Source organism: Pseudoalteromonas sp. SR41-7 (genome assembly GCF_014163935.1).
Taxonomy (GTDB): Bacteria; Pseudomonadota; Gammaproteobacteria; order Enterobacterales; family Alteromonadaceae; genus Pseudoalteromonas; species Pseudoalteromonas distincta.
Window position 1 is genome coordinate 75,321 of record NZ_JACJEF010000006.1, and the last position, 18,716, is coordinate 94,036.

18 protein-coding genes and 10 tRNA genes are annotated in these 18,716 nt (G+C 39.5%); 18 read left to right on the plus strand and 10 right to left on the minus strand.

Annotation, left to right across the window (positions count from 1 at the left end):
• Positions 1-19: 19 nt before the first annotated feature.
• The 11 genes from ychF (at position 20) to H5092_RS10025 (ending at position 2,799) form a co-directional block, all read left to right on the plus strand.
• Entirely contained in the window at positions 20-1,111 is a 1,092-nt protein-coding gene (ychF, locus tag H5092_RS09975; RefSeq protein ID WP_002958547.1) for a redox-regulated ATPase YchF, read from the plus strand.
• 455 nt (positions 1,112-1,566) lie between these two features.
• A tRNA-Met gene (locus H5092_RS09980) sits at positions 1,567-1,643 on the plus strand.
• Positions 1,644-1,688: 45 nt separating this feature from the next.
• Positions 1,689-1,773 (plus strand) — tRNA-Leu (locus tag H5092_RS09985).
• Positions 1,774-1,812: 39 nt separating this feature from the next.
• Positions 1,813-1,887: transfer RNA gene (locus H5092_RS09990), tRNA-Gln, on the plus strand.
• Positions 1,888-1,892: 5 nt separating this feature from the next.
• Positions 1,893-1,969: transfer RNA gene (locus tag H5092_RS09995), tRNA-Met, on the plus strand.
• Between the two features lie 89 nt (positions 1,970-2,058).
• Positions 2,059-2,143 (plus strand) — tRNA-Leu (locus tag H5092_RS10000).
• 40 nt (positions 2,144-2,183) lie between these two features.
• A tRNA-Gln gene (locus H5092_RS10005) sits at positions 2,184-2,258 on the plus strand.
• 71 nt (positions 2,259-2,329) lie between these two features.
• A tRNA-Leu gene (locus H5092_RS10010) sits at positions 2,330-2,414 on the plus strand.
• 39 nt (positions 2,415-2,453) lie between these two features.
• A tRNA-Gln gene (locus H5092_RS10015) sits at positions 2,454-2,528 on the plus strand.
• 71 nt (positions 2,529-2,599) lie between these two features.
• Positions 2,600-2,684, plus strand: a tRNA-Leu gene (locus H5092_RS10020).
• A gap of 40 nt (positions 2,685-2,724) precedes the next feature.
• Positions 2,725-2,799, plus strand: a tRNA-Gln gene (locus H5092_RS10025).
• 41 nt (positions 2,800-2,840) lie between these two features.
• On the opposite strand, the gene H5092_RS10030 is transcribed toward H5092_RS10025, so the two are convergent.
• Both H5092_RS10030 and H5092_RS10035 read right to left on the minus strand, forming a co-directional pair.
• Positions 2,841-4,424 (minus strand): bifunctional diguanylate cyclase/phosphodiesterase, encoded by a 1,584-nt coding sequence (locus H5092_RS10030; RefSeq protein WP_182733440.1) that lies wholly within the window; start codon positions 4,422-4,424, stop codon positions 2,841-2,843.
• A gap of 154 nt (positions 4,425-4,578) precedes the next feature.
• Complete coding sequence (locus H5092_RS10035) at positions 4,579-5,748, minus strand: FAD-dependent monooxygenase (protein WP_259397927.1); 1,170 nt, start codon at positions 5,746-5,748, stop codon at positions 4,579-4,581.
• A gap of 256 nt (positions 5,749-6,004) precedes the next feature.
• Here H5092_RS10035 and miaB point away from each other — a divergent pair, with 256 nt between their 5' ends.
• The 5 genes from miaB to lnt are packed head-to-tail and all read left to right on the plus strand — an operon-like array spanning position 6,005 to position 11,463.
• On the plus strand, positions 6,005-7,453 hold the full coding sequence (gene miaB, locus H5092_RS10040) for a tRNA (N6-isopentenyl adenosine(37)-C2)-methylthiotransferase MiaB (RefSeq protein WP_002958544.1): 1,449 nt from the start codon (positions 6,005-6,007) through the stop codon (positions 7,451-7,453).
• Positions 7,454-7,503: 50 nt separating this feature from the next.
• Complete coding sequence (locus H5092_RS10045; RefSeq protein WP_002958543.1) at positions 7,504-8,562, plus strand: PhoH family protein; 1,059 nt, start codon at positions 7,504-7,506, stop codon at positions 8,560-8,562.
• Between the two features lie 4 nt (positions 8,563-8,566).
• Positions 8,567-9,025: an rRNA maturation RNase YbeY gene (ybeY, locus tag H5092_RS10050; RefSeq protein ID WP_182671337.1), complete on the plus strand. Its 459-nt coding sequence runs from the start codon at positions 8,567-8,569 to the stop codon at positions 9,023-9,025.
• Positions 9,026-9,047: 22 nt separating this feature from the next.
• Entirely contained in the window at positions 9,048-9,932 is an 885-nt protein-coding gene (corC, locus tag H5092_RS10055; RefSeq protein WP_002958541.1) for a CNNM family magnesium/cobalt transport protein CorC, read from the plus strand.
• Positions 9,913-11,463: an apolipoprotein N-acyltransferase gene (gene lnt / locus H5092_RS10060; protein ID WP_182733441.1), complete on the plus strand. Its 1,551-nt coding sequence runs from the start codon at positions 9,913-9,915 to the stop codon at positions 11,461-11,463. The genes corC and lnt overlap by 20 nt, the downstream gene beginning before the upstream one ends.
• Positions 11,464-11,956: 493 nt before the next feature.
• Here lnt and H5092_RS10065 read toward each other — a convergent pair whose 3' ends face one another.
• The 6 genes from H5092_RS10065 to H5092_RS10090 form a co-directional block, all read right to left on the minus strand.
• The gene (locus H5092_RS10065; RefSeq protein ID WP_139015391.1) at positions 11,957-12,253 is read right to left on the minus strand and encodes a hypothetical protein; all 297 of its coding nucleotides are present in this window, start codon (positions 12,251-12,253) and stop codon (positions 11,957-11,959) included.
• 7 nt (positions 12,254-12,260) lie between these two features.
• Positions 12,261-12,545: a hypothetical protein gene (locus tag H5092_RS10070; protein WP_182733442.1), complete on the minus strand. Its 285-nt coding sequence runs from the start codon at positions 12,543-12,545 to the stop codon at positions 12,261-12,263.
• A 24-nt stretch (positions 12,546-12,569) separates the two neighbouring features.
• Positions 12,570-13,025 carry an ATPase gene (locus tag H5092_RS10075; protein ID WP_182733443.1) on the minus strand — a complete coding sequence of 152 codons (456 nt, stop codon included), beginning with the start codon at positions 13,023-13,025 and terminating at the stop codon, positions 12,570-12,572.
• An 82-nt stretch (positions 13,026-13,107) separates the two neighbouring features.
• Positions 13,108-13,962 (minus strand): alpha/beta hydrolase, encoded by an 855-nt coding sequence (locus H5092_RS10080; protein ID WP_182733444.1) that lies wholly within the window; start codon positions 13,960-13,962, stop codon positions 13,108-13,110.
• A 29-nt stretch (positions 13,963-13,991) separates the two neighbouring features.
• Complete coding sequence (locus H5092_RS10085; RefSeq protein ID WP_182733445.1) at positions 13,992-15,026, minus strand: RDD family protein; 1,035 nt, start codon at positions 15,024-15,026, stop codon at positions 13,992-13,994.
• A gap of 152 nt (positions 15,027-15,178) precedes the next feature.
• A complete protein-coding gene (locus H5092_RS10090; RefSeq protein ID WP_182733446.1) occupies positions 15,179-16,264 on the minus strand; it encodes an alkene reductase in 1,086 nt (361 codons plus the stop codon).
• Positions 16,265-16,444: 180 nt separating this feature from the next.
• On the opposite strand from H5092_RS10090, the gene H5092_RS10095 reads away from it, so the two are divergent.
• Positions 16,445-17,221, plus strand: coding sequence for a hypothetical protein (locus tag H5092_RS10095; protein ID WP_182733447.1), 777 nt, complete (start codon positions 16,445-16,447; stop codon positions 17,219-17,221).
• A gap of 67 nt (positions 17,222-17,288) precedes the next feature.
• Positions 17,289-17,813 carry a CIA30 family protein gene (locus tag H5092_RS10100; protein WP_182694060.1) on the plus strand — a complete coding sequence of 175 codons (525 nt, stop codon included), beginning with the start codon at positions 17,289-17,291 and terminating at the stop codon, positions 17,811-17,813.
• 144 nt (positions 17,814-17,957) lie between these two features.
• Here the strand turns inward: H5092_RS10100 and H5092_RS10105 are convergent, their stop codons facing one another.
• Together H5092_RS10105 and H5092_RS10110 are read right to left on the minus strand one after the other, a co-directional pair.
• Positions 17,958-18,212 (minus strand): hypothetical protein, encoded by a 255-nt coding sequence (locus tag H5092_RS10105; protein WP_182715651.1) that lies wholly within the window; start codon positions 18,210-18,212, stop codon positions 17,958-17,960.
• 25 nt (positions 18,213-18,237) lie between these two features.
• Complete coding sequence (locus tag H5092_RS10110) at positions 18,238-18,714, minus strand: FKBP-type peptidyl-prolyl cis-trans isomerase (RefSeq protein WP_024594701.1); 477 nt, start codon at positions 18,712-18,714, stop codon at positions 18,238-18,240.
• Between the last annotated feature and the right edge of the window lie 2 nt (positions 18,715-18,716).

Here is an 18,716-nt window from a genome sequence, read left to right on the forward strand (position 1 = left end):
CTAAACAAGGTATCTTACTATGGGTTTTAAATGTGGCATCGTTGGCTTGCCTAACGTAGGTAAATCAACGCTTTTCAATGCACTAACTAAAGCGGGTATTGAAGCCGCTAACTTTCCTTTTTGTACCATTGAGCCTAATACAGGTGTGGTACCTGTGCCAGATCCTCGTCTAGACGAACTTGCTAAAATTGTTAATCCTCAACGAGTTCTTACCACTAGTATGGAATTTGTAGACATTGCTGGCTTGGTAAAGGGCGCATCTAAAGGTGAAGGCCTTGGTAACCAGTTTTTAGCTAACATTCGTGAAACCGATGCAATTGGCCACGTAGTTCGCTGTTTTGAAGATGAAAACATCATACACGTAGCAGGCACTATTGACCCTGCTGACGATATTGACGTAATCAACACTGAGTTAGTACTTGCTGATATGGATAGCGCTGAAAAAGCCCTTTTCCGTAACGCAAAAAAAGCAAAAGGTGGTGATAAAGACGCCAAAGAGCAAAATGCCGTACTTGAAAAAGTAAAAGTGCATCTTGATGAAGGCTTAACTTTACGCGCTTTAGCATTAACTAAAGAAGAAAAAGCAGCAATCAGCTCTATCAACTTCTTAACTATTAAACCAACTATGTATATTGCAAACGTTGCTGAAGATGGTTTTGAAAATAATCCATACCTTGACCGTGTACGCGCTATTGCTGCAGCAGAAGATGCGATTGTTGTTCCTGTATGTGCTGCTATCGAATCTGAGCTTTCAGAATTAGATGACGAAGACAAGCTTGAGTTTATGGCTGATCTTGGCTTAGAAGAGCCCGGCCTTAATCTTGTTATTCGTGGTGGTTATGAATTACTACAATTACAAACTTATTTCACTGCGGGTGTTAAAGAAGTGCGTGCATGGACAATCCCTGTAGGTGCAACAGCGCCACAAGCAGCGGGTAAAATCCATACCGACTTCGAGCGTGGCTTTATTCGTGCGCAAACGATTGCTTTTGACGACTTTGTTGCCTTTAAAGGTGAAAGCGGCGCAAAAGAAGCAGGTAAGATGCGTCAAGAAGGTAAAGAGTACATTGTTAAAGACGGCGATGTAATGAACTTCTTGTTCAACGTATAAGTCAAATGAAACCAAGTTAGTATTGGTAATAATTTTAAAGGCTCGTTTTTACGAGCCTTTTTTGTACCTCCAACGTTATAAACTTATAAAATTGATTTAGCCCCAACCTAAATGCCTACGTTTAATTTAAAAAAACACACTGCGCAGAAGATCAAACCTCAATAATAAGTACCTCTTAAACAAATTAATGTTAAGATTTAACCAGAGCGTAATAATTTGTCGAATAATCAAACAGCTTCAAACTATTGGTTTTTGCTTTTTTTATTTAGCGACAAATTTTGTATGTGAATTGCACTCAAAAAATCATCATTTTTATTAAAATTTAGCCGCTTAGCTTAATTTTCCTGCAAACAAACACAGTTAAGTGTTTTTTTGCAAAAAAGGTGTTGACGAATTTGGGTCATATCAGCATAATACGCCCCGCACTCAGCGATGAAGTGCTAACAAAAAAAGATGGCTAAGTAGCTCAGCTGGTTAGAGCACATCACTCATAATGATGGGGTCACAGGTTCAAATCCCGTCTTAGCCACCATATTTTTTGTTGCTCAATGAAGAGTTTAAAATAACTACCTTGTGTGCGGGAGTGGCGGAATTGGTAGACGCGCTGGATTTAGGTTCCAGTATCTTAGGATGTGAGAGTTCAAGTCTCTCCTTCCGCACCATAATTCTTGATAAGAATTAAAACTATCAATTGTTATTGTTGGGATATCGCCAAGCGGTAAGGCACCAGGTTTTGATCCTGGCATTCCCAGGTTCAAATCCTGGTATCCCAGCCAACAATGGCTAAGTAGCTCAGCTGGTTAGAGCACATCACTCATAATGATGGGGTCACAGGTTCAAATCCCGTCTTAGCCACCATTTCTATTTTTAGAAGTGGCTCTGCAAGAGTTAAATTGCACTCAATGAAGAGTCTAAAATAGCTACCTGTGTTTTATAACACAAACGATGCGGGAGTGGCGGAATTGGTAGACGCGCTGGATTTAGGTTCCAGTAACTTCGGTTGTGAGAGTTCAAGTCTCTCTTTCCGCACCATGTTCTTGATACGAACTAAAAATATCAATTAGTTCTTTGTTGGGATATCGCCAAGCGGTAAGGCACCAGGTTTTGATCCTGGCATTCCCAGGTTCAAATCCTGGTATCCCAGCCAACTTCTTCTACCAAGGAAAGTTGGATAAAAGAATGACTCTTGCTTAGAGTTTAAATGAGCAAATTAGTGATGCGGGAGTGGCGGAATTGGTAGACGCGCTGGATTTAGGTTCCAGTATCTTAGGATGTGAGAGTTCAAGTCTCTCCTTCCGCACCATGTTCTGATAAGAACTAAAATTATAAAAGAATTCTTTGTTGGGATATCGCCAAGCGGTAAGGCACCAGGTTTTGATCCTGGCATTCCCAGGTTCAAATCCTGGTATCCCAGCCAACTTCTTCTACCAAGGAAAGTTGAATAAAAGAATTACTCTAGCTTAGAGGTTAAATGAGCACATTAGTGATGCGGGAGTGGCGGAATTGGTAGACGCGCTGGATTTAGGTTCCAGTATCTTAGGATGTGAGAGTTCAAGTCTCTCCTTCCGCACCATGTTCTTATTAAGAACTAAAATTAATATCAAATTTATAGTTGGGATATCGCCAAGCGGTAAGGCACCAGGTTTTGATCCTGGCATTCCCAGGTTCAAATCCTGGTATCCCAGCCAATTTGACTTCCTCCTCTAAAACTTCTCAATATTCATTAAATTCAGCTTACTTTTTCTGTACTTAAATATACATTTATAAATTCGTCTATATTTATTGGTTTGCTATATAAATACCCTTGTAAATAATCACAGTTCATACTCAATAGCGCTTGCTCTACTTCTTTGGTTTCTATTCCTTCAGCTACTACATCGCAATTTAATCGGCTCGCCAAAAACAACGTAGATTCTACAATAGCGTAATCAGGCGGATTAATGAGCATGTCTTTGATAAACGATTGATCTATTTTTATCTGGTTTATGGGCAACTCCCTTAATAACGACAGTGACGAAAACCCCGTACCAAAATCATCAACACTAAATTTAAATCCACGCATACTTAACTGCTGCATCATTTTTCTTGCTGCGGGTATGTTTGTCATCATTGCCCCTTCTGTAATTTCAAATATTAGTGAATCACTTAAAGTCGGGTCAGTAGTAAGTAAGCTAATTATAAATTCGTAAAACTCGCTGCTTTCAATATCTTTCGTTGATAAGTTGACATGAATAGTACCGGTAAACCCAAACAGTTTAAGTTTTCTAATATGGTTAACTGCTTCTTGTACAACCCATTTCGATAAAACAAAAATAAGCCCTGTACGCTCAGCTACACTTATAAACTTTTCAGGACTAATAAAGCTACCATCAGCTTGCGGCCATCGGACCAGCGCTTCTAGGCCATGCAATTGAATATCTTTGGAGTTCATTATTGGTTGTAAATAAAGCTCGAACTCACCTTTGTGTAACGCGGCTTTAATTTTGACTGATAAATCAAAAAAGTCCTCAGCTCGTTTACCTATTTCAGATGAGTAATTTACTAAAGGTTGAAATGTCTTTTTTGCTTCATGCAGTGCCAAGTTGGCTTTTTTTAGTAACTGGTCGGGTAATCGGCTATCATCTGGGAAACGGCTTACGCCTATACTTAATTGTATTTTAACCATTTGCTCATGTGTACAAAACGGAGCTTTAACGGCTGAGTTTATAATATTTACACAGTGAGCCATGCTTTCATCAGTATCGGTATTCAGTAAAAACGCAAACTCATCCCCCCCGATTCGATATAACTTAGCAATGCCACATAGTTCTTTGCTTAACTTATTAGCAAAAGCAGCCAGTAGTTGATCACCACATTGATGACCAAACGCATCATTAATTTGTTTAAAATTATTTAAATCAATATAAAATAATGCAAATGAAGAAGGGTAATCGACTTGTTTACTCAAGGATTTAAAAAAGTTATTGCGGTTGGGTAAGGTTGTTAAGTTATCGTGCTCAGTTTGATATTTTTGATACTGCGTTGCTTGCTCTATTTTAAGGATGCTTTTCAAACTCAGTTTGACAACTAAGAAAACAAACCCTGAACCACCAAATAATATTGTGGCAACTGCATTTCTTATTATTGGTGCCGTATCGTAATTTGAAAAGTAATAAAGTATCCACCAATACCCTAAAATAAAACAGACAATAGCGCATAACAGTACACTCCACGCTCTTTGCGATGTTTTTTTACAAACTTTAAAGGTTGTTTTTAAGCTAGCAACTAGCAGTAGCGCACCTAAAATAATTATTACTGAAAAAAAATTATCCACACATAGGCTCTTTAAAATTATTAAATTGCGGTTTAGTGATATAACCCTAGTCAAATTAAAATTTTATTTAATATAACTGGGTCACTATTTGTCCACTTAAAAACAGACATAAAAAAAGGCTCATAAATGAGCCTTTTTAATCTCTACTTTAAATTTAGCCTAAATCACCGCTAATTGCGTATTTTAAAACCCAGTTTTTTATAGGGCCTGTATTATTAGCCATTTTTAAAAACTGGCTACGTGCCCATTTAAGTGGCGCAACTTGGTTAGAAAAGCCAAAGTAACAGGCATCCATCATGCTCATCATTAATAAATTAGCCTTACGGCGAGCTCGCTCGTATTCTTTAAGCGTTAACGGGCGCCCTATATCCCCTGCATTGTCTAAAACTTCAGCAAGTGCCACTACATCCTGAAAACCTAAATTTACACCCTGCCCTGCAAGGGGATTTATTGTATGTGCAGCGTCACCGACTAAAACTAAGCGCCCTTGTGAATAGTTGTTAGCATGTTGGCGAGTAAGCGGAAATATTGCATGAGTTTGTACTTCAAAGTCTCCAGCAAGTTCAGGAAATTTATTAAGTATGTGCATTTTTAGCTCAGCTGGGTTTAGCCCTTTAAATGCTTGCAGTGTATTTGCATCATCGTACCAAATTAAATTAGCGTATGGTGCATGCATTGGCAAAAATGCGAGTGGCCCACTTGGCGTAAACTGCTGCCATGTTTTTATTTGTTGCGGCGCATCGAGTTTAATTAATACCCCCATGCAATGCTGCTGATACTGCCAGCCGGTAATTCCTATATTAGCTTTAGCACGCAGCTGCGATTGTCCGCCATCGGCTGCAATCACTAAATCAGCGGTATAGGTTTGAGCTCCATACACAAGCGTAATTAAATCATCCGTTTGCTCTATTTTAGTAATAGGTGTGGCTTGCTCAATAACCTCAATTTTATAATGATCAAATTGCTGCCATAAACTTGCTTGAATTAAACTATTTTCAATTAAGTGGCCTAAATGCGTGGTGTTTATATCGGCGCAGTCAAACAATAAATTATCACCACCGCGCTCAAATGCCTCTAATTGTTGATAAGGCGCTATGCGGTTTTGCCTTAAAAGCGGCATTGCTCCTAATTCATCAAGTAAATTTTCTGAAAAACGATTAATAGCCGACACTCTAATATCAACCTTATCACTACTAAGAATCTGTGATGGGTCTATTAGGTGTTTTTCGATTATGCGTACGCCAAAGCCCTGTTGAGCAAGCTTTATCGCCATAGCCGCGCCAACCATGCCACCACCAACTACTATCACATTATTTTTAGTCATGTTTTTCATCATTTTATTATTACTTGAGTCTGTTTTGATTGTATCAAAATTAATTTGTTTTATACCAGAGGATATCCCTAACCGCTGATTAAACTCGCCTCGTATTGATTTGAGATCACAAACATGAAAACTATACTTGGATCTGGACGGGTATCCAGCTAAAATACGCCTCCTTTAAGTGAGCATGCTTGCTCCTTAATCCTGTTTCAAGCACATTTTTGTGCCACTATCGAATTGAACACGAGGCTATATTTCAATGAGCAAAAAGCTGCATATTAAAACCTGGGGTTGTCAGATGAACGAATACGACTCTCAGAAAATGGCTGAACTTTTAGATGCCACCAACGGCTACCAGCTAACTGAAGATGCAACAGATGCCGACGTAATCTTACTTAACACCTGTTCAATTCGTGAAAAAGCACAAGAAAAAGTATTTCACCAATTAGGTCGCTGGAAGTTATTAAAAGACGACAAGCCAGATTTAATCATTGGTGTAGGTGGTTGTGTTGCCTCACAAGAAGGTGACTCTATTCGCCAACGTGCGCCATTTGTAGATGTTATTTTTGGTCCACAAACGCTACACCGTTTACCAGAAATGATTAAACAAGTGCAAGGCGACAAAGGCTCATCGGTTGTTGATATTTCATTCCCAGAGATTGAAAAATTTGACCGTCTGCCAGAGCCAAAAGCAGATGGCCCATCTGCTTTCGTATCAATTATGGAAGGCTGTTCTAAGTACTGTACTTTTTGTGTTGTACCTTATACTCGCGGTGAAGAAGTTAGTCGCCCAGTAGATGACGTACTACTTGAAGTTGCACAACTTGCAGAGCAAGGCGTACGTGAAGTAAATCTTTTAGGTCAAAACGTAAACGCATACCGCGGCGATACGCACGATGGCGAAATTTGTTACTTCTCTGATTTAATTCGTCTTATTGCAGCTATTGATGGTATTGACCGTATTCGTTACACCACATCGCACCCGGTAGAATTTACCCCAGATATAATCGACGTTTACGCCGATGTGCCAGAGCTTGTAGATCACTTACATTTACCAGTACAAAGTGGTTCAGACCGTATATTAAACCTAATGAAACGTGGCCATACGGCAATTGAATACAAATCGACAATTCGTAAGTTACGTAAAATTCGTCCTAACTTAAGTATGTCGTCAGATTTCATTATTGGTTTCCCAGGCGAAAGCAAAGAAGACTTTGAAGCAACCATGAAGCTTATTAGCGACATAGGTTTTGATATGAGCTTTAGCTTTATTTACAGCGCACGCCCAGGTACGCCAGCGGCAGATTTGCCGGATGACGTAACAGAGCAAGAGAAAAAAGAACGCTTATACTTACTACAAAACCGTATTACACAAATGGCGCAGCAAATTAGTCGTCAAATGTTCGATACAGAGCAACGTATACTTGTTGAAGGTCCTTCTAAGAAGAACCCTATGGAATTACGTGGCCGTACAGAAAACAACCGTGTAGTAAACTTTGTTGGCCCGCACACTGTGATCGGACAGTTTGTTGATGTACGTATTACCGAAGCACTACCTAACTCTTTACGTGGTGACTTAATTCGTACAGAATCAGAAATGAACTTACGACGTGAAGTCGCTCCTTCAGCTATTTTAACTAAAGCTGCAGCTGCAGAGCCAAAACCAGACACTGTTAACGAAATTGGCGTAGCTACTTTCGTTCCTTAGTCACACAATTAGCGCCAGTTAACGCTGGCGCAGTACTATAGGAAGCAATTTTGAGTAATCAGTTAAAAACATTAGAGATTTATTTAGAACCTGCCGATAACAAACGCCTATCTTCTTTATGTGGCCCGTTTGACGAAAACATCAAACAAATTGAACGCCACCTGGCTGTTGAAATAATTCACCGTGACAACTTTTTTAAAGTAACCGGTAAACTACACAACTGCGCCGGCGCTGTAGAAATCTTAAAAAACCTTTATGTTGATACTCAGCCAGTTCGTGGTGTTTTAGGCGAAATAGAACCCGACGCCGTTCATTTAGCTATTACCGAATCAAAAGCCTTAGAGCAAGATGCATCCAGCAGCGCTTATGGCAAAGAAATGGTTATTAAAACCCGCCGTGGTGTTATTAAACCACGTAACGACAACCAAGGTGTTTATGTGGCTAATATTTTAAACCACGACATTACCTTTGGTATTGGCCCTGCAGGTACTGGTAAAACTTACCTTGCAGTTGCAGCCGCCGTCGACGCTCTTGAGCGCCAAGAAATACGCCGTATATTACTAACGCGCCCTGCTGTAGAAGCTGGCGAAAAGCTTGGCTTTTTACCAGGTGATTTAAGTCAAAAAATAGACCCATACCTGCGCCCTCTTTACGATGCTCTTTTTGAAATGTTAGGTTTTGAAAAAGTAGAAAAACTCATCGAAAAAAATATCATCGAAGTCGCACCGCTTGCTTACATGCGCGGACGTACTTTAAACGATGCCTTTATTATTTTAGATGAAAGCCAAAATACCACCGCCGAGCAAATGAAAATGTTTTTAACCCGTATAGGGTTTAACTCAAAAGCGGTGATTACAGGCGATATTACACAGGTCGATTTACCTCGTGGCACACGCTCAGGCCTTCGCCATGCAATTGAAGTGCTTGATGGCGTAAACGAAATTAGCTTTAACTACTTCAAAGCCCACGACGTAGTACGTCACCCTGTTGTAGCACGCATAGTTGAAGCCTACGAGCGAAACGACGAAAGCGAGCGACTTAAGCGCATTGAAAAGCAAAATGCAAAAGACGCACTCGCTGCTCTTCAACAGCCTACTACTAAAGAGTAATACTTTGACAACCGAACTTGATTTACAAATAGCCTGTGAGTTTGACAACCTCCCAAGCGAGGAACAATTTGCACTATGGGCCGACAAAGCCCTTAGCCAATACCGTGACGAGTCCGAACTCAGTATCGTTATTAGCGACGAAGCGCAATCGCAACAACTTAATAACGACTATCGCGGTAAAAATAAACCGACCAACGTACTGTCGTTCGAATTTGAAGCACCACCAGGCATAGATATTCCTTTGGTTGGTGATTTAATTATTTGCCCAGCCATTGTATTAGCTGAAGCAATTGAGCAAGAGAAGTCATTTCATGACCACTTTGCTCACATGGTTATTCACGGATGCTTGCATTTGCTTGGATTTGACCATATAAAGAGTGAAGACGCTTTAGAGATGGAAAGCATCGAAAAGCAAATACTTGCAGAGCTAAACATAGCAGACCCATACCGGGACGATATTTAAATTAACGGAGCAATTAGACGCAATGAGCGACGGTAACTCGCAATCTAGCCAGGGTTCTTCTGGCAAAACGTGGTTGGGCAGAATAGCCCAAATGTTGCAAGGGGAACCCCAGAATAGAGAAGAGCTGGTCGAAGTTATTGCCGATGCGCAAGAACGAGACGTAATCGATCCAGAAACAAAAGAGATGATAGAAGGTGTGCTTGGCGTGTCTGAGCTTAAAGTGCGAGACATAATGGTTCCGCGCTCACAAATGATCACTCTTGAGATTGACAGCCCGCTTGAAGAACTAATTCCAATGATGGTTGACTCAACTCACTCACGTTTTCCAGTGGTGATTGAAGACAAAGATCATGTAGAAGGTTTTTTACTCGCTAAAGATTTATTGCCACTGATCTTAAATAAAGACGAGCATTTACCATCAATACGCGATTATTTACGCCCAGCAATGGTAGTACCTGAAAGCAAACGTGTTGATACATTGCTAAACGAATTCCGTCAGCAACGCTACCATATGGCTGTTGTTATTGACGAATACGGCGGCGTATCGGGCTTAGTAACGATTGAAGATATTCTTGAAATAATTGTTGGCGAAATCGAAGATGAGCACGACGAAGAAGAAGAACATCAAGATATTCGTCAACTTGCTAAACATGTCCACGTAGTGCAAGCACTCACTCCTGTAGATGACTTTAACGAGCATTTTAAAACAGGCTACAGCACAGACGAAGCCGATACTATTGGCGGAACTGTACTGCACGCATTTGGTCATATGCCAAGCCGTGGTGAAACGATTGACATAGAAGGTTACCAATTTAAAGTAACCAACGCCGACAATCGTCGTATTTTGCAACTGCAAGTCACCGTTCCTAAGGCTGATGATAACGACAGTGAAGAAACTGCTAACTAGACTTACCCTATTAGCAAAAGATAAAAAAGCATGGCTCGCACTCGTTGCGGGCCTTGTTTTAACTTTTGGCTATGCCCCTTTTGAAATTTGGCCCATCGTATTTATTAGTCTTGGCGCCATAATTTTTTGCATTAATCCCAATAATACCGGTAAAGCACACGCAAAAACCGCCGCTAAATATGGCTTTATATTTGGCCTAGGCTGGTTCGGTGCAGGTATAAGCTGGGTACATGTTTCTATTGCCACCTTTGGCGGTATGCCGCTTATAGCGTCGCTCTCGTTAATGGCTTTTTTGTGCTCATACTTAGCATTATTTCCCGCACTTGCCTTTTGGGCAACTACACGCTTTGCCAGTGGCCCTAAAAGCTTTGGCGCATTACTAATTGCCTGCTTTGCAATTACTGAGTATTTACGTGGCACCGTACTTACCGGTTTCCCGTGGTTAAGTTTTGGCTACACACAAACCGACGGAACTTTAAGGCTGCTTGCCCCTTATATTGGCGAGTTTGGCTTAACACTAACATGTGTAGCTATTGGCTTTGCACTATATAGACTTACCCAAAAAGATTTTAAAACCCCGGCGGTTACTGCGACAGCTGTTGCGCTTATTTTTACAGGTGCAAATACCACAGGCAGCATTCATTACACAGATAAAAACATGTCAGTATTGCTCGTACAAGGCAACATACAGCAACATCTGCGCTTTGAGCCAAGTGAGTTTTGGACCACAATGAGCAAATACCAAGACATGACACGCCCACATTGGGATGCCGACTTAATAGTGTGGCCTGAAGCCGCAGTGCCTGAAATAGAAATGCTTGCCGATTCCTACCTAGCCAATTTAGACAGTGCCGCCTCGTTTAATAAAACCGCCCTTGTAACCGGTATTGTTGACTACCAGCGAGACACCAAAAATATATTCAACACACTTATTGTGGTCGGTAATAAAGAACGTGGCGACGAGCATGGGCATTACCATTACCTTGATAAAAACCGCTATCAAAAACACCAGCTACTACCTATTGGCGAATTTGTACCATTTCAAGACTTTTTGCGCCCTATTGCCCCATTATTCGATTTACCTATGTCATCGTTTACCCGTGGCGACAAAGTGCAAAACAACTTACGCGCCAATGGCTATAACTTACTCCCTGCTATTTGCTACGAAATTGTTTTTGCCGACTTAGTACGCGGTAATTACAAAAGCGACTCTGACCTACTCTTTACTGTAAGTAACGATGCCTGGTTTGGCGACTCCATTGGGCCTTTGCAACACATGCAAATAGCCCGTATGCGCGCGCTCGAACTACAACGCCCTCTAGTGCGTGTTACTAACAATGGTGTAAGCGCCGTATACGACCCTATAAGCCACACACAACAAACCATGCCTCAGTTTGAAGCTACCATATTGAAAGCCAAAATTAAGCTTATAAAAGGCGACAGCGTGTACAGCCAATACGGCAATGTGTTTGTGTGGGGATTTGTGTTGTTGATGGGAGTTGTTGGGTTTGGGGTTAGGTTGAGAAAGTGAATTAAAATTAATAGCTGTGGGTGGACAGCTATTTAAAAAAGTGTTTATTGTTGGGTTTCGCTTCGCTCTACCCAACATACGCAAATTTACTTTTTAATCTAGCCTATGCTAAAAATATAGCGAATGCCTCGTTCTATTTTTAATACTTGATGCTGTTCAACATCAGGCCTAAACAATTTAATTCAATTATAAATGATGATTTGATTCTCACAAACAAACTCACCCCCTAAGTTGCATGCTTTAGCGCAATATATTGAGTCTAAAGTGCCTAACGGTCTTAACTTTATTGGTATACAGTTTTATTTTACTCCCCTGTGGGAATTCAATTATGTACGCATCAAATTTAAAAAGGGCTAACATTCGACACAATAATATTTTATCGTAACTTGATGCGCCCGCAGCCAGCTAAATAACTTACTTTGTATAAAATCTCATGTAAAAATAGTAACTAGAAGTTTGACTCCTACTTTTAATTTATATTTAAAAAAAGAACCTACTGGTTATTTCTGTATTTCTTCAAATACTTTAATGCTTGAGCACAGTTATATTGTGCACTTTTGTAGGTTAAAAGCATTTCGTAAGCCAGCATACTACCAGGTGAGTTATTACAAATATCATTTAAACGCATCAGCTCTTTATTTAAAACTTGTGTAATCTGGTCATTTGAATACTTTTGAAGAGCCATATCAATTGCACTTATAGTTAAATTCAAAGATGAGTCCCTATTTGATGAAAAGGGATTCGATGTTACTTTTACACATTTTAAAATTTCTTTATTATCACTATTCACCGAGCACCTATTTATCAAGGAACATTTTAATAATTGTTTGTATCTTACTAATTGTTTCTAAACTCGCTCGACGCTCTGCTGATAAACAACTGTAATTACCGATATTATTAAAGTGAATTATCGTTTTAGATAGCGCTTCATTACCAAGCTTTAGATAATTATTGACCTCTTCATCTAGTAGTTTATAAGTTGCAGCTGTTTCAGTATGCATAGAACCGCTAAGTTGTTGAATATAATAATCATCATAATTTTTCAATAAATACCACAAAGAACCTACTTCAATGAGCTTCATAAAGCCTGCCTTATCCTTTATAACTTAAAAACCAAGCCACTTAAACTTTAGCTTTGCTGAGTGCACTCTACTCACCTGTGGCCTCAGTAGATTACAATGAATATCAATATAGCTACTTTTATTTGGTTCTATAAAAATGTCATCGCTTTTACCTAAACAATTACCAACAAACTTTCCGTTTTTATCGAATGTAGATGCTATAACACCACCTGCATATATGCTTTCATTGGTGATATTTTTTAACTCGGCAGTTATTCTTACTCGCCCATTTTCTTTAAAAATATCAGAAAGGGTAAGTTTATAATCACTATTTAAGTCGTCAGTGCCCTCCAATGCTTTATTTGATACCTGGTCTTTAAAGCCACTATCAACTTCTGCGGCTATTGTTAGCGCGTACACACTGATACCACCGAGTGTTGCTATTACAAACCCTATCCCCCAAAAAAAGCCCTTTATAGCCTCATTAAAATTATTACTCATTTAATTCCCTTTTAATTTTTCACTACTAAATTTCGTTAACAATATACCCAAAATCACTCCTTTCACTAACCTAGTATATAAATTAAAACTTATTTTTTAATAAGCTTTTTAAACCATAGTACCAACTAAGCGCTGCCACCGTGCCATGAGTTTCTTCTTCAAAGTAACGTTGATTTATATATAAACTGTTACTCGGGTGCGCTTTTAGTTTTTTAGCAAGCTCTAAGCCCCATTTATAATTAGCCTCTCCAATTTCACCAAAAGCTGCATTATTAGCAAAAGTAAAATATACATTGCCTTTAAGCTGCTTATTTATAAGCTGTTGCTCGTCAAAATAACGATTGAGATAATTATTATCCCAAAGGTAGGTTGCATCAATAATTAAGTAATCAGTAAATAAAGAGTGATTGGTAAGTAAAACATAACTTGCGAACAAGCCGCCGAAAGATTCCCCAATTAATACCTGCTTATTTGATGTACGGTAATTTTTATTAATGAAGGGAATAAGTTCTTTTTCAAAAAAAGCGGTGTAGCTTGCGGCATTGCCAATGTTTTCAAATTTTTCGAGTAGCTTGCCGTTAAAAGTCCAATCGACATTGGTAGGGGTAAAGTCGCGCTCTCTTATCGCATTTTTACTATTAGGAACAGCGACAATAATTGCTTGTTGAATTTGTTTTTCTAGCCGCTCAGTACTGAGTGCTTCAACAAGCCCCGCTAAGGCTTTTAAATGGGTTGGGTCGCCATCAAGCAAGTAAATAACAGGATATACTTGTTCGAGGTTTTGCTTGTAGCTTGGCGGTAAATAAACACTATAACTGCGCTGCTCACCTAAAATAATAGACTTAAGCTGATGTTTTTTTGCTAACACAATATTTTCTGACGCATACGAAGCAGTAATAAAATACAGATAACTAAACGCCATTAATAAAGCTTTCATAACCATCCTTGTAATTAATAAGAGCAAACTTAACTTTTTACAGTCTCTTCTACCGTTTCAACGTTTACAACTTGATTCAAGTTACCTTTAATAACCACAGTTGCTGATATTTTATCTTGAATGGCTTGTCTATTTGGGTCCCAATATATTTGTAAAAACCCTAACAAGCCTGTGGCAAAGCCTGCGCCGTAGCCGCCGTAGCGACCAAAACAATCTAATAAACCTAATGGCTCGCCGCTTAGGGCTACAACACGGATATTACAAACCTTTTTACCCGGTGTTTGGCCGCGCCAAAGTAACGAGAACAACGTAAAGTAAACAGCAGCCCAGCCAAAACCTAAGCCTAAGTCTTGAATAATGCCTTTGCTCCACTGCAAAATACTATTTGTGCTTGTTTGTGCAGGTTTTTCTTCTATTAACTGTACAGGTTTTTCTTCTATTAACTGTGCAGGCTTTATTTCGTTATTTTCACTGAGCACTAATAGTTGTAAAAGTACGGTAGCAAGTTGTGGGTTTTGTAGGTCATCCATTTCTGCTAATTTGGGAACTTGCCCAATTAAATTATCAAGCGCGTTTTGTTGGCAAGGTTGCTCACAGCTGTCATCGGCTGTTTGCGCTAAATAAGTATTTACCTGTTGTTTTTCTGTGGGAGTAAGCTGAATTTCATCTTGTATTTTTACGCCCTGAACAGCTAAACCTTGATCAGTGTTATCGTCTTCTAGGTAATCTATGCCAATTGAAAGCACAGTAAGTGCGCTTACAAATAAAATACTTGCTGCCGTTATTTTTAAGATTCTTCGCCACACATTCGACATTTTTGGAAGGTATTGCTGTGCAGTGCCTTTATAAAAAGCCATTGCAGCAACAAACGCTATTAAAGCAGCGCTAAGCTTGGCCGCTAAAAATATCAGTGCAACATCAATAATTATCGCTAGTGCACGCCGAATTGGCGTAGCTAAAGGCAAGCCCAGTAAAGCGCTGTCAATTTTAAAAGCGTAGGGTGTAATAACTTCTCGGGTTTCAGAATTTGATAATTCTAATTGTTCTATTTCTGTGGCTTTCATTTATTTTCTTGTTATTAAAATAGGTAACCCGGTTAACTTACGCGTTTTTTATTTTTTGCTCAAGGTAAAGCTATTAGAATCAATGCACAAAAAAGGGCTGCATAAAATGCAGCCCTTCATGTTTTTACTCAATGTTAATTACTTACTGGCAATTATACCGTTGGATAATCGGTGTAGCCTTGTTCTGCGCCACCAAACAAAGTGTCGGGGTTGTGGCTGTTAAGTGGCTTGCCTTGCTTTAAGCGTGCTGGTAAGTCTGGGTTTGATACAAACGGGCGACCAAAGCCAATCATGTCGGCCCAGCCTTCGCTAAGTGCATTGTCTGCGCGCTCTTTGGTGTACTTACCTGCGTAAATTAATACTCCACTGTAGGCTTTGCGAATCGATTTTTTAAATTCAACACTCATTAAAGGTGCGTCATCCCAATCGGCTTCGGCTATATGCATGTAACCTACACCGGCTTTATTTAGTGCCTCAGAAACCGCTAAGTAAGTTTCCTCAGGGTTTTCGTCTACAGTGCCATTAAGAGTTGTTAACGGGGCAAGTCTTACACCTACTTTGCTGCTACCAATTTCGTCGCTAACAGCATGTACCACTTCAATTAAAAAGCGCATTCGGTTTTGCACACTGCCACCATATTCATCGGTGCGAGCATTTGACTCTGAGTCTAAAAATTGATTAATAAGGTAACCATTTGCAGCATGAAGCTCTATGCCATCAAACCCTGCATTAACTGCATTTTTAGCTGCTTGGCGAAATTCGCCTATGACATGCGCAATATCTTGTTTGCTCATTTCGCGTGGGAGTTGGGTGTCTACAAACCCCGGTGAGCCGTTTGTATCTACAAATACTTTTACGTCTTTTGCGGCAATGCCCGAGGCTGAAATAGGCTGCACGCCACCGGTGTTGTCACTGTGGGTAACACGGCCAACATGCCAAAGCTGAGCAAACATCACTCCACCAGCGCTATGTACTGCGCTTGTTACTTTACTCCAGCCTGCAACTTGCTCATTTGAATAAATACCCGGAGTCCAAGCGTAACCTTTACCAAGCTCACTAATTTGTGTTCCTTCGCTTACAATTAGTCCGGAACTTGCGCGCTGTGCGTAATATGTTGCCATTAAGTCGTTGGCTATATCGCCAGGCTGCGTTGAACGCGAGCGAGTCATTGGGGGCATAACAATACGGTTTTTTAATGTTTTACCTGCAAGTTCTATTGGTTCAAAAAGTAATGTCATAATGCCTCCTAAGTTTGATTGCGCTCATAATAACGTAACCAAGCACATGCAAAAACAACAAAAACTGCAAAATAGTTTTGTTGTATCTGCAATAAAGCCACAAAGTAAAACACATTAACTTTAGGTGAACTAAATGTATTTTATTGACTCTTAACAGCACTATTAAGTTGAGGGTTTGATGTGAATAAAGGGAATGCATGGCCGTGGGTTATCTCGTTGTGTATACACGCTATTGTGTTGTACTTTTTGTTTTCGCAATCTATTAAAGTTGCGCCGCCAAAGGAGGAAAAAAACGCAATAATACAGGCCTATGTTACGGTTAATTTAGCAAGCCTACCTAAGCCAAGCTCAGTTGTTACAACAACCAATGCGCCTGATATAAAACCTGTAAACACTAAAACTGATGCACCAAATTCAGCAACCTCTAACACTACACCTATAAAAAAAGATTCTACAAAAGCCAAAGTAAGGGTAACTAAAAAAACGCAAGCCAAAACCATCACGTTACCAAAGGCACAAACAGAGCTTAAAAAAGACCCTGTAAAACCTGTTGAACCCCTGGTAGCGGCGCCTTCAGAGCCTACAGCAAAAGCTTCTCAAACATTTAAAAAGCTAAATCCATACGCGCCGCTATTTGGCTCTCCTGTAAATAATATGACTCATAAAAAAATGGTCTCCTTTGGTGAAGATAAAAGCTCTGAAAATGATGAGATAAACAATAAGCCCACAATTAAAACACCAGTAAAATCTGATAATTCAGAAGTTATTAACCAAAATACAACAGGCACACGACGATTAGAAAAATTTAACGGTAAATGCTATTTAATTGATACTTCAACCGTATTTGGTAGTAATGGCATGCCTCAAGGTAGCGGTAAACCCTGTCCTGAGGATCAAACTGATAAAGAAATTATGTTTGAAAAAATCATGAAAAAATGGAGCCGTAAAAATAATTAACTTTAAATAAGTGAACAAATAATATGTTTATCCGTATTGATAAGCTTAAAGTAATTAGGAGTAAGCCATGATCACCAAACAACTATCCTCACTTTTTGTATTTAATTTATTAGTTGTAAGTGCACAAGCTAATGCAAACCAGCGCTGGTACGTTGTTAACGACTCAGTAATGGGCGGTGTATCTAATAGCCAAGTAACACAAACTCAAGAAAGTTTGCTTTTTACAGGCAATGTTTCGCTTGATAATAACGGCGGTTTTGCATCAATACGTACAGAGCTAAGTACACAAAGCCAAAATACTAAAGCTATAGCGCTGCGTGTTAAAGGTGATGGACAAATCTATCAGCTTAGGCTCAGAACTACCAATTACCTTGATGGCGCAGCGTACACTCACTCATTTAAAACAGTAAAAAATGAATGGGTAGATATAAACTTTGCTCCGAGTGATTTTACTTTAACGTATCGCGGCCGCGTGCTTGAGCAACAACCGATTATTGATTTTGACGATATAAAACAGCTAGGCTTTATGATTGCAGGTAAGCAAGAAGGTAAGTTTAAACTTGAAGTGGGTAAAATTGAGTTTAAAAGCTAATCAAGCAGCAAGCTTTGGCATTGAGAGGTGTAATCATGAGCGCGAATGGTTGCGCTACTTTCGGTGTACTATTTAGCCCTACTAGCAAAAAGCCCCACTTTATTAAAGTAGGGCTTATACCAATTTATTAAACTAACTCATTGCTTACTCAGTGCTTTGGTTATCTTGTGAGAGCGCAATAAGTACAAGCGCCGCATTTAGACGAGTATTTAAATTATTATAAATAGTCATTCCAAACACACCGATAATACAAACTATTAAACCCATTTGTAGGTTAACGCTCATCTCTAGTAAAAAAACAGCTGCAACTAGTAAGCATAGCGCTAATGCATAAATAATAGATTGAAAGGTAAAGTTAATATCACCTTTGGCTATTTTAAGTAATTCATCTTTATTCATAATTTACTTCCTTGTTATTTAATCACTAAGACTCAATTGCCAGTAACTCTACTTCAAAAATAAGTACTGAGGCAGGAGGAATACTCCCTACACGTTTTTCGCCGTATGCTAATTGGTGCGGTACATAAAAAATGTATTTATCACCTGGGCTCATCAGTTGTAAGCCCTCAGTCCAGCCTTTAATCACTTGGTGCAAGCCAAAACTAATCGGTGTTTTACGCTCTACTGAGCTGTCAAACACCGTGCCGTCGATTAGTGTGCCGTGGTAATGCACGTTAACCATACTTGTTGGGCTTGGTGTGTTTTCACTCTCACCTTTGTGTACTATTTTGTACTGCAAGCCAGAAGCTGTTTCTACTACACCTTCTACTTTTGCGTTAGCGGCTAAGTAATCGGCCCCTATTTGTGCATTTATGCCTGCTTGTTGTTTTGCTTTTTTACTATTTTGAAATATTAAAAAACAAAAAATGGCGATAACCACCGCCAAAATTATATTGATCATTA

Excerpts from the sequence above, each read along its gene's own strand:
- H5092_RS10110 (WP_024594701.1), bottom strand. The coding sequence starts at position 18,714 with ATGATCAATATAATTTTGGCGGTGGTTATCGCCATTTTTTGTTTTTTA.
- H5092_RS10105 (WP_182715651.1), bottom strand. The coding sequence starts at position 18,212 with ATGAATAAAGATGAATTACTTAAAATAGCCAAAGGTGATATTAACTTT.
- miaB (WP_002958544.1), top strand. The coding sequence starts at position 6,005 with ATGAGCAAAAAGCTGCATATTAAAACCTGGGGTTGTCAGATGAACGAA.
- H5092_RS10075 (WP_182733443.1), bottom strand. The coding sequence starts at position 13,025 with ATGAGTAATAATTTTAATGAGGCTATAAAGGGCTTTTTTTGGGGGATA.
- H5092_RS10090 (WP_182733446.1), bottom strand. The coding sequence starts at position 16,264 with ATGACATTACTTTTTGAACCAATAGAACTTGCAGGTAAAACATTAAAA.
- corC (WP_002958541.1), top strand. The coding sequence starts at position 9,048 with ATGAGCGACGGTAACTCGCAATCTAGCCAGGGTTCTTCTGGCAAAACG.
- H5092_RS10100 (WP_182694060.1), top strand. The coding sequence starts at position 17,289 with ATGATCACCAAACAACTATCCTCACTTTTTGTATTTAATTTATTAGTT.
- ychF (WP_002958547.1), top strand. The coding sequence starts at position 20 with ATGGGTTTTAAATGTGGCATCGTTGGCTTGCCTAACGTAGGTAAATCA.
- H5092_RS10035 (WP_259397927.1), bottom strand. The coding sequence starts at position 5,748 with ATGACTAAAAATAATGTGATAGTAGTTGGTGGTGGCATGGTTGGCGCG.
- H5092_RS10085 (WP_182733445.1), bottom strand. The coding sequence starts at position 15,026 with ATGAAAGCCACAGAAATAGAACAATTAGAATTATCAAATTCTGAAACC.
- H5092_RS10080 (WP_182733444.1), bottom strand. The coding sequence starts at position 13,962 with ATGAAAGCTTTATTAATGGCGTTTAGTTATCTGTATTTTATTACTGCT.
- H5092_RS10070 (WP_182733442.1), bottom strand. The coding sequence starts at position 12,545 with ATGAAGCTCATTGAAGTAGGTTCTTTGTGGTATTTATTGAAAAATTAT.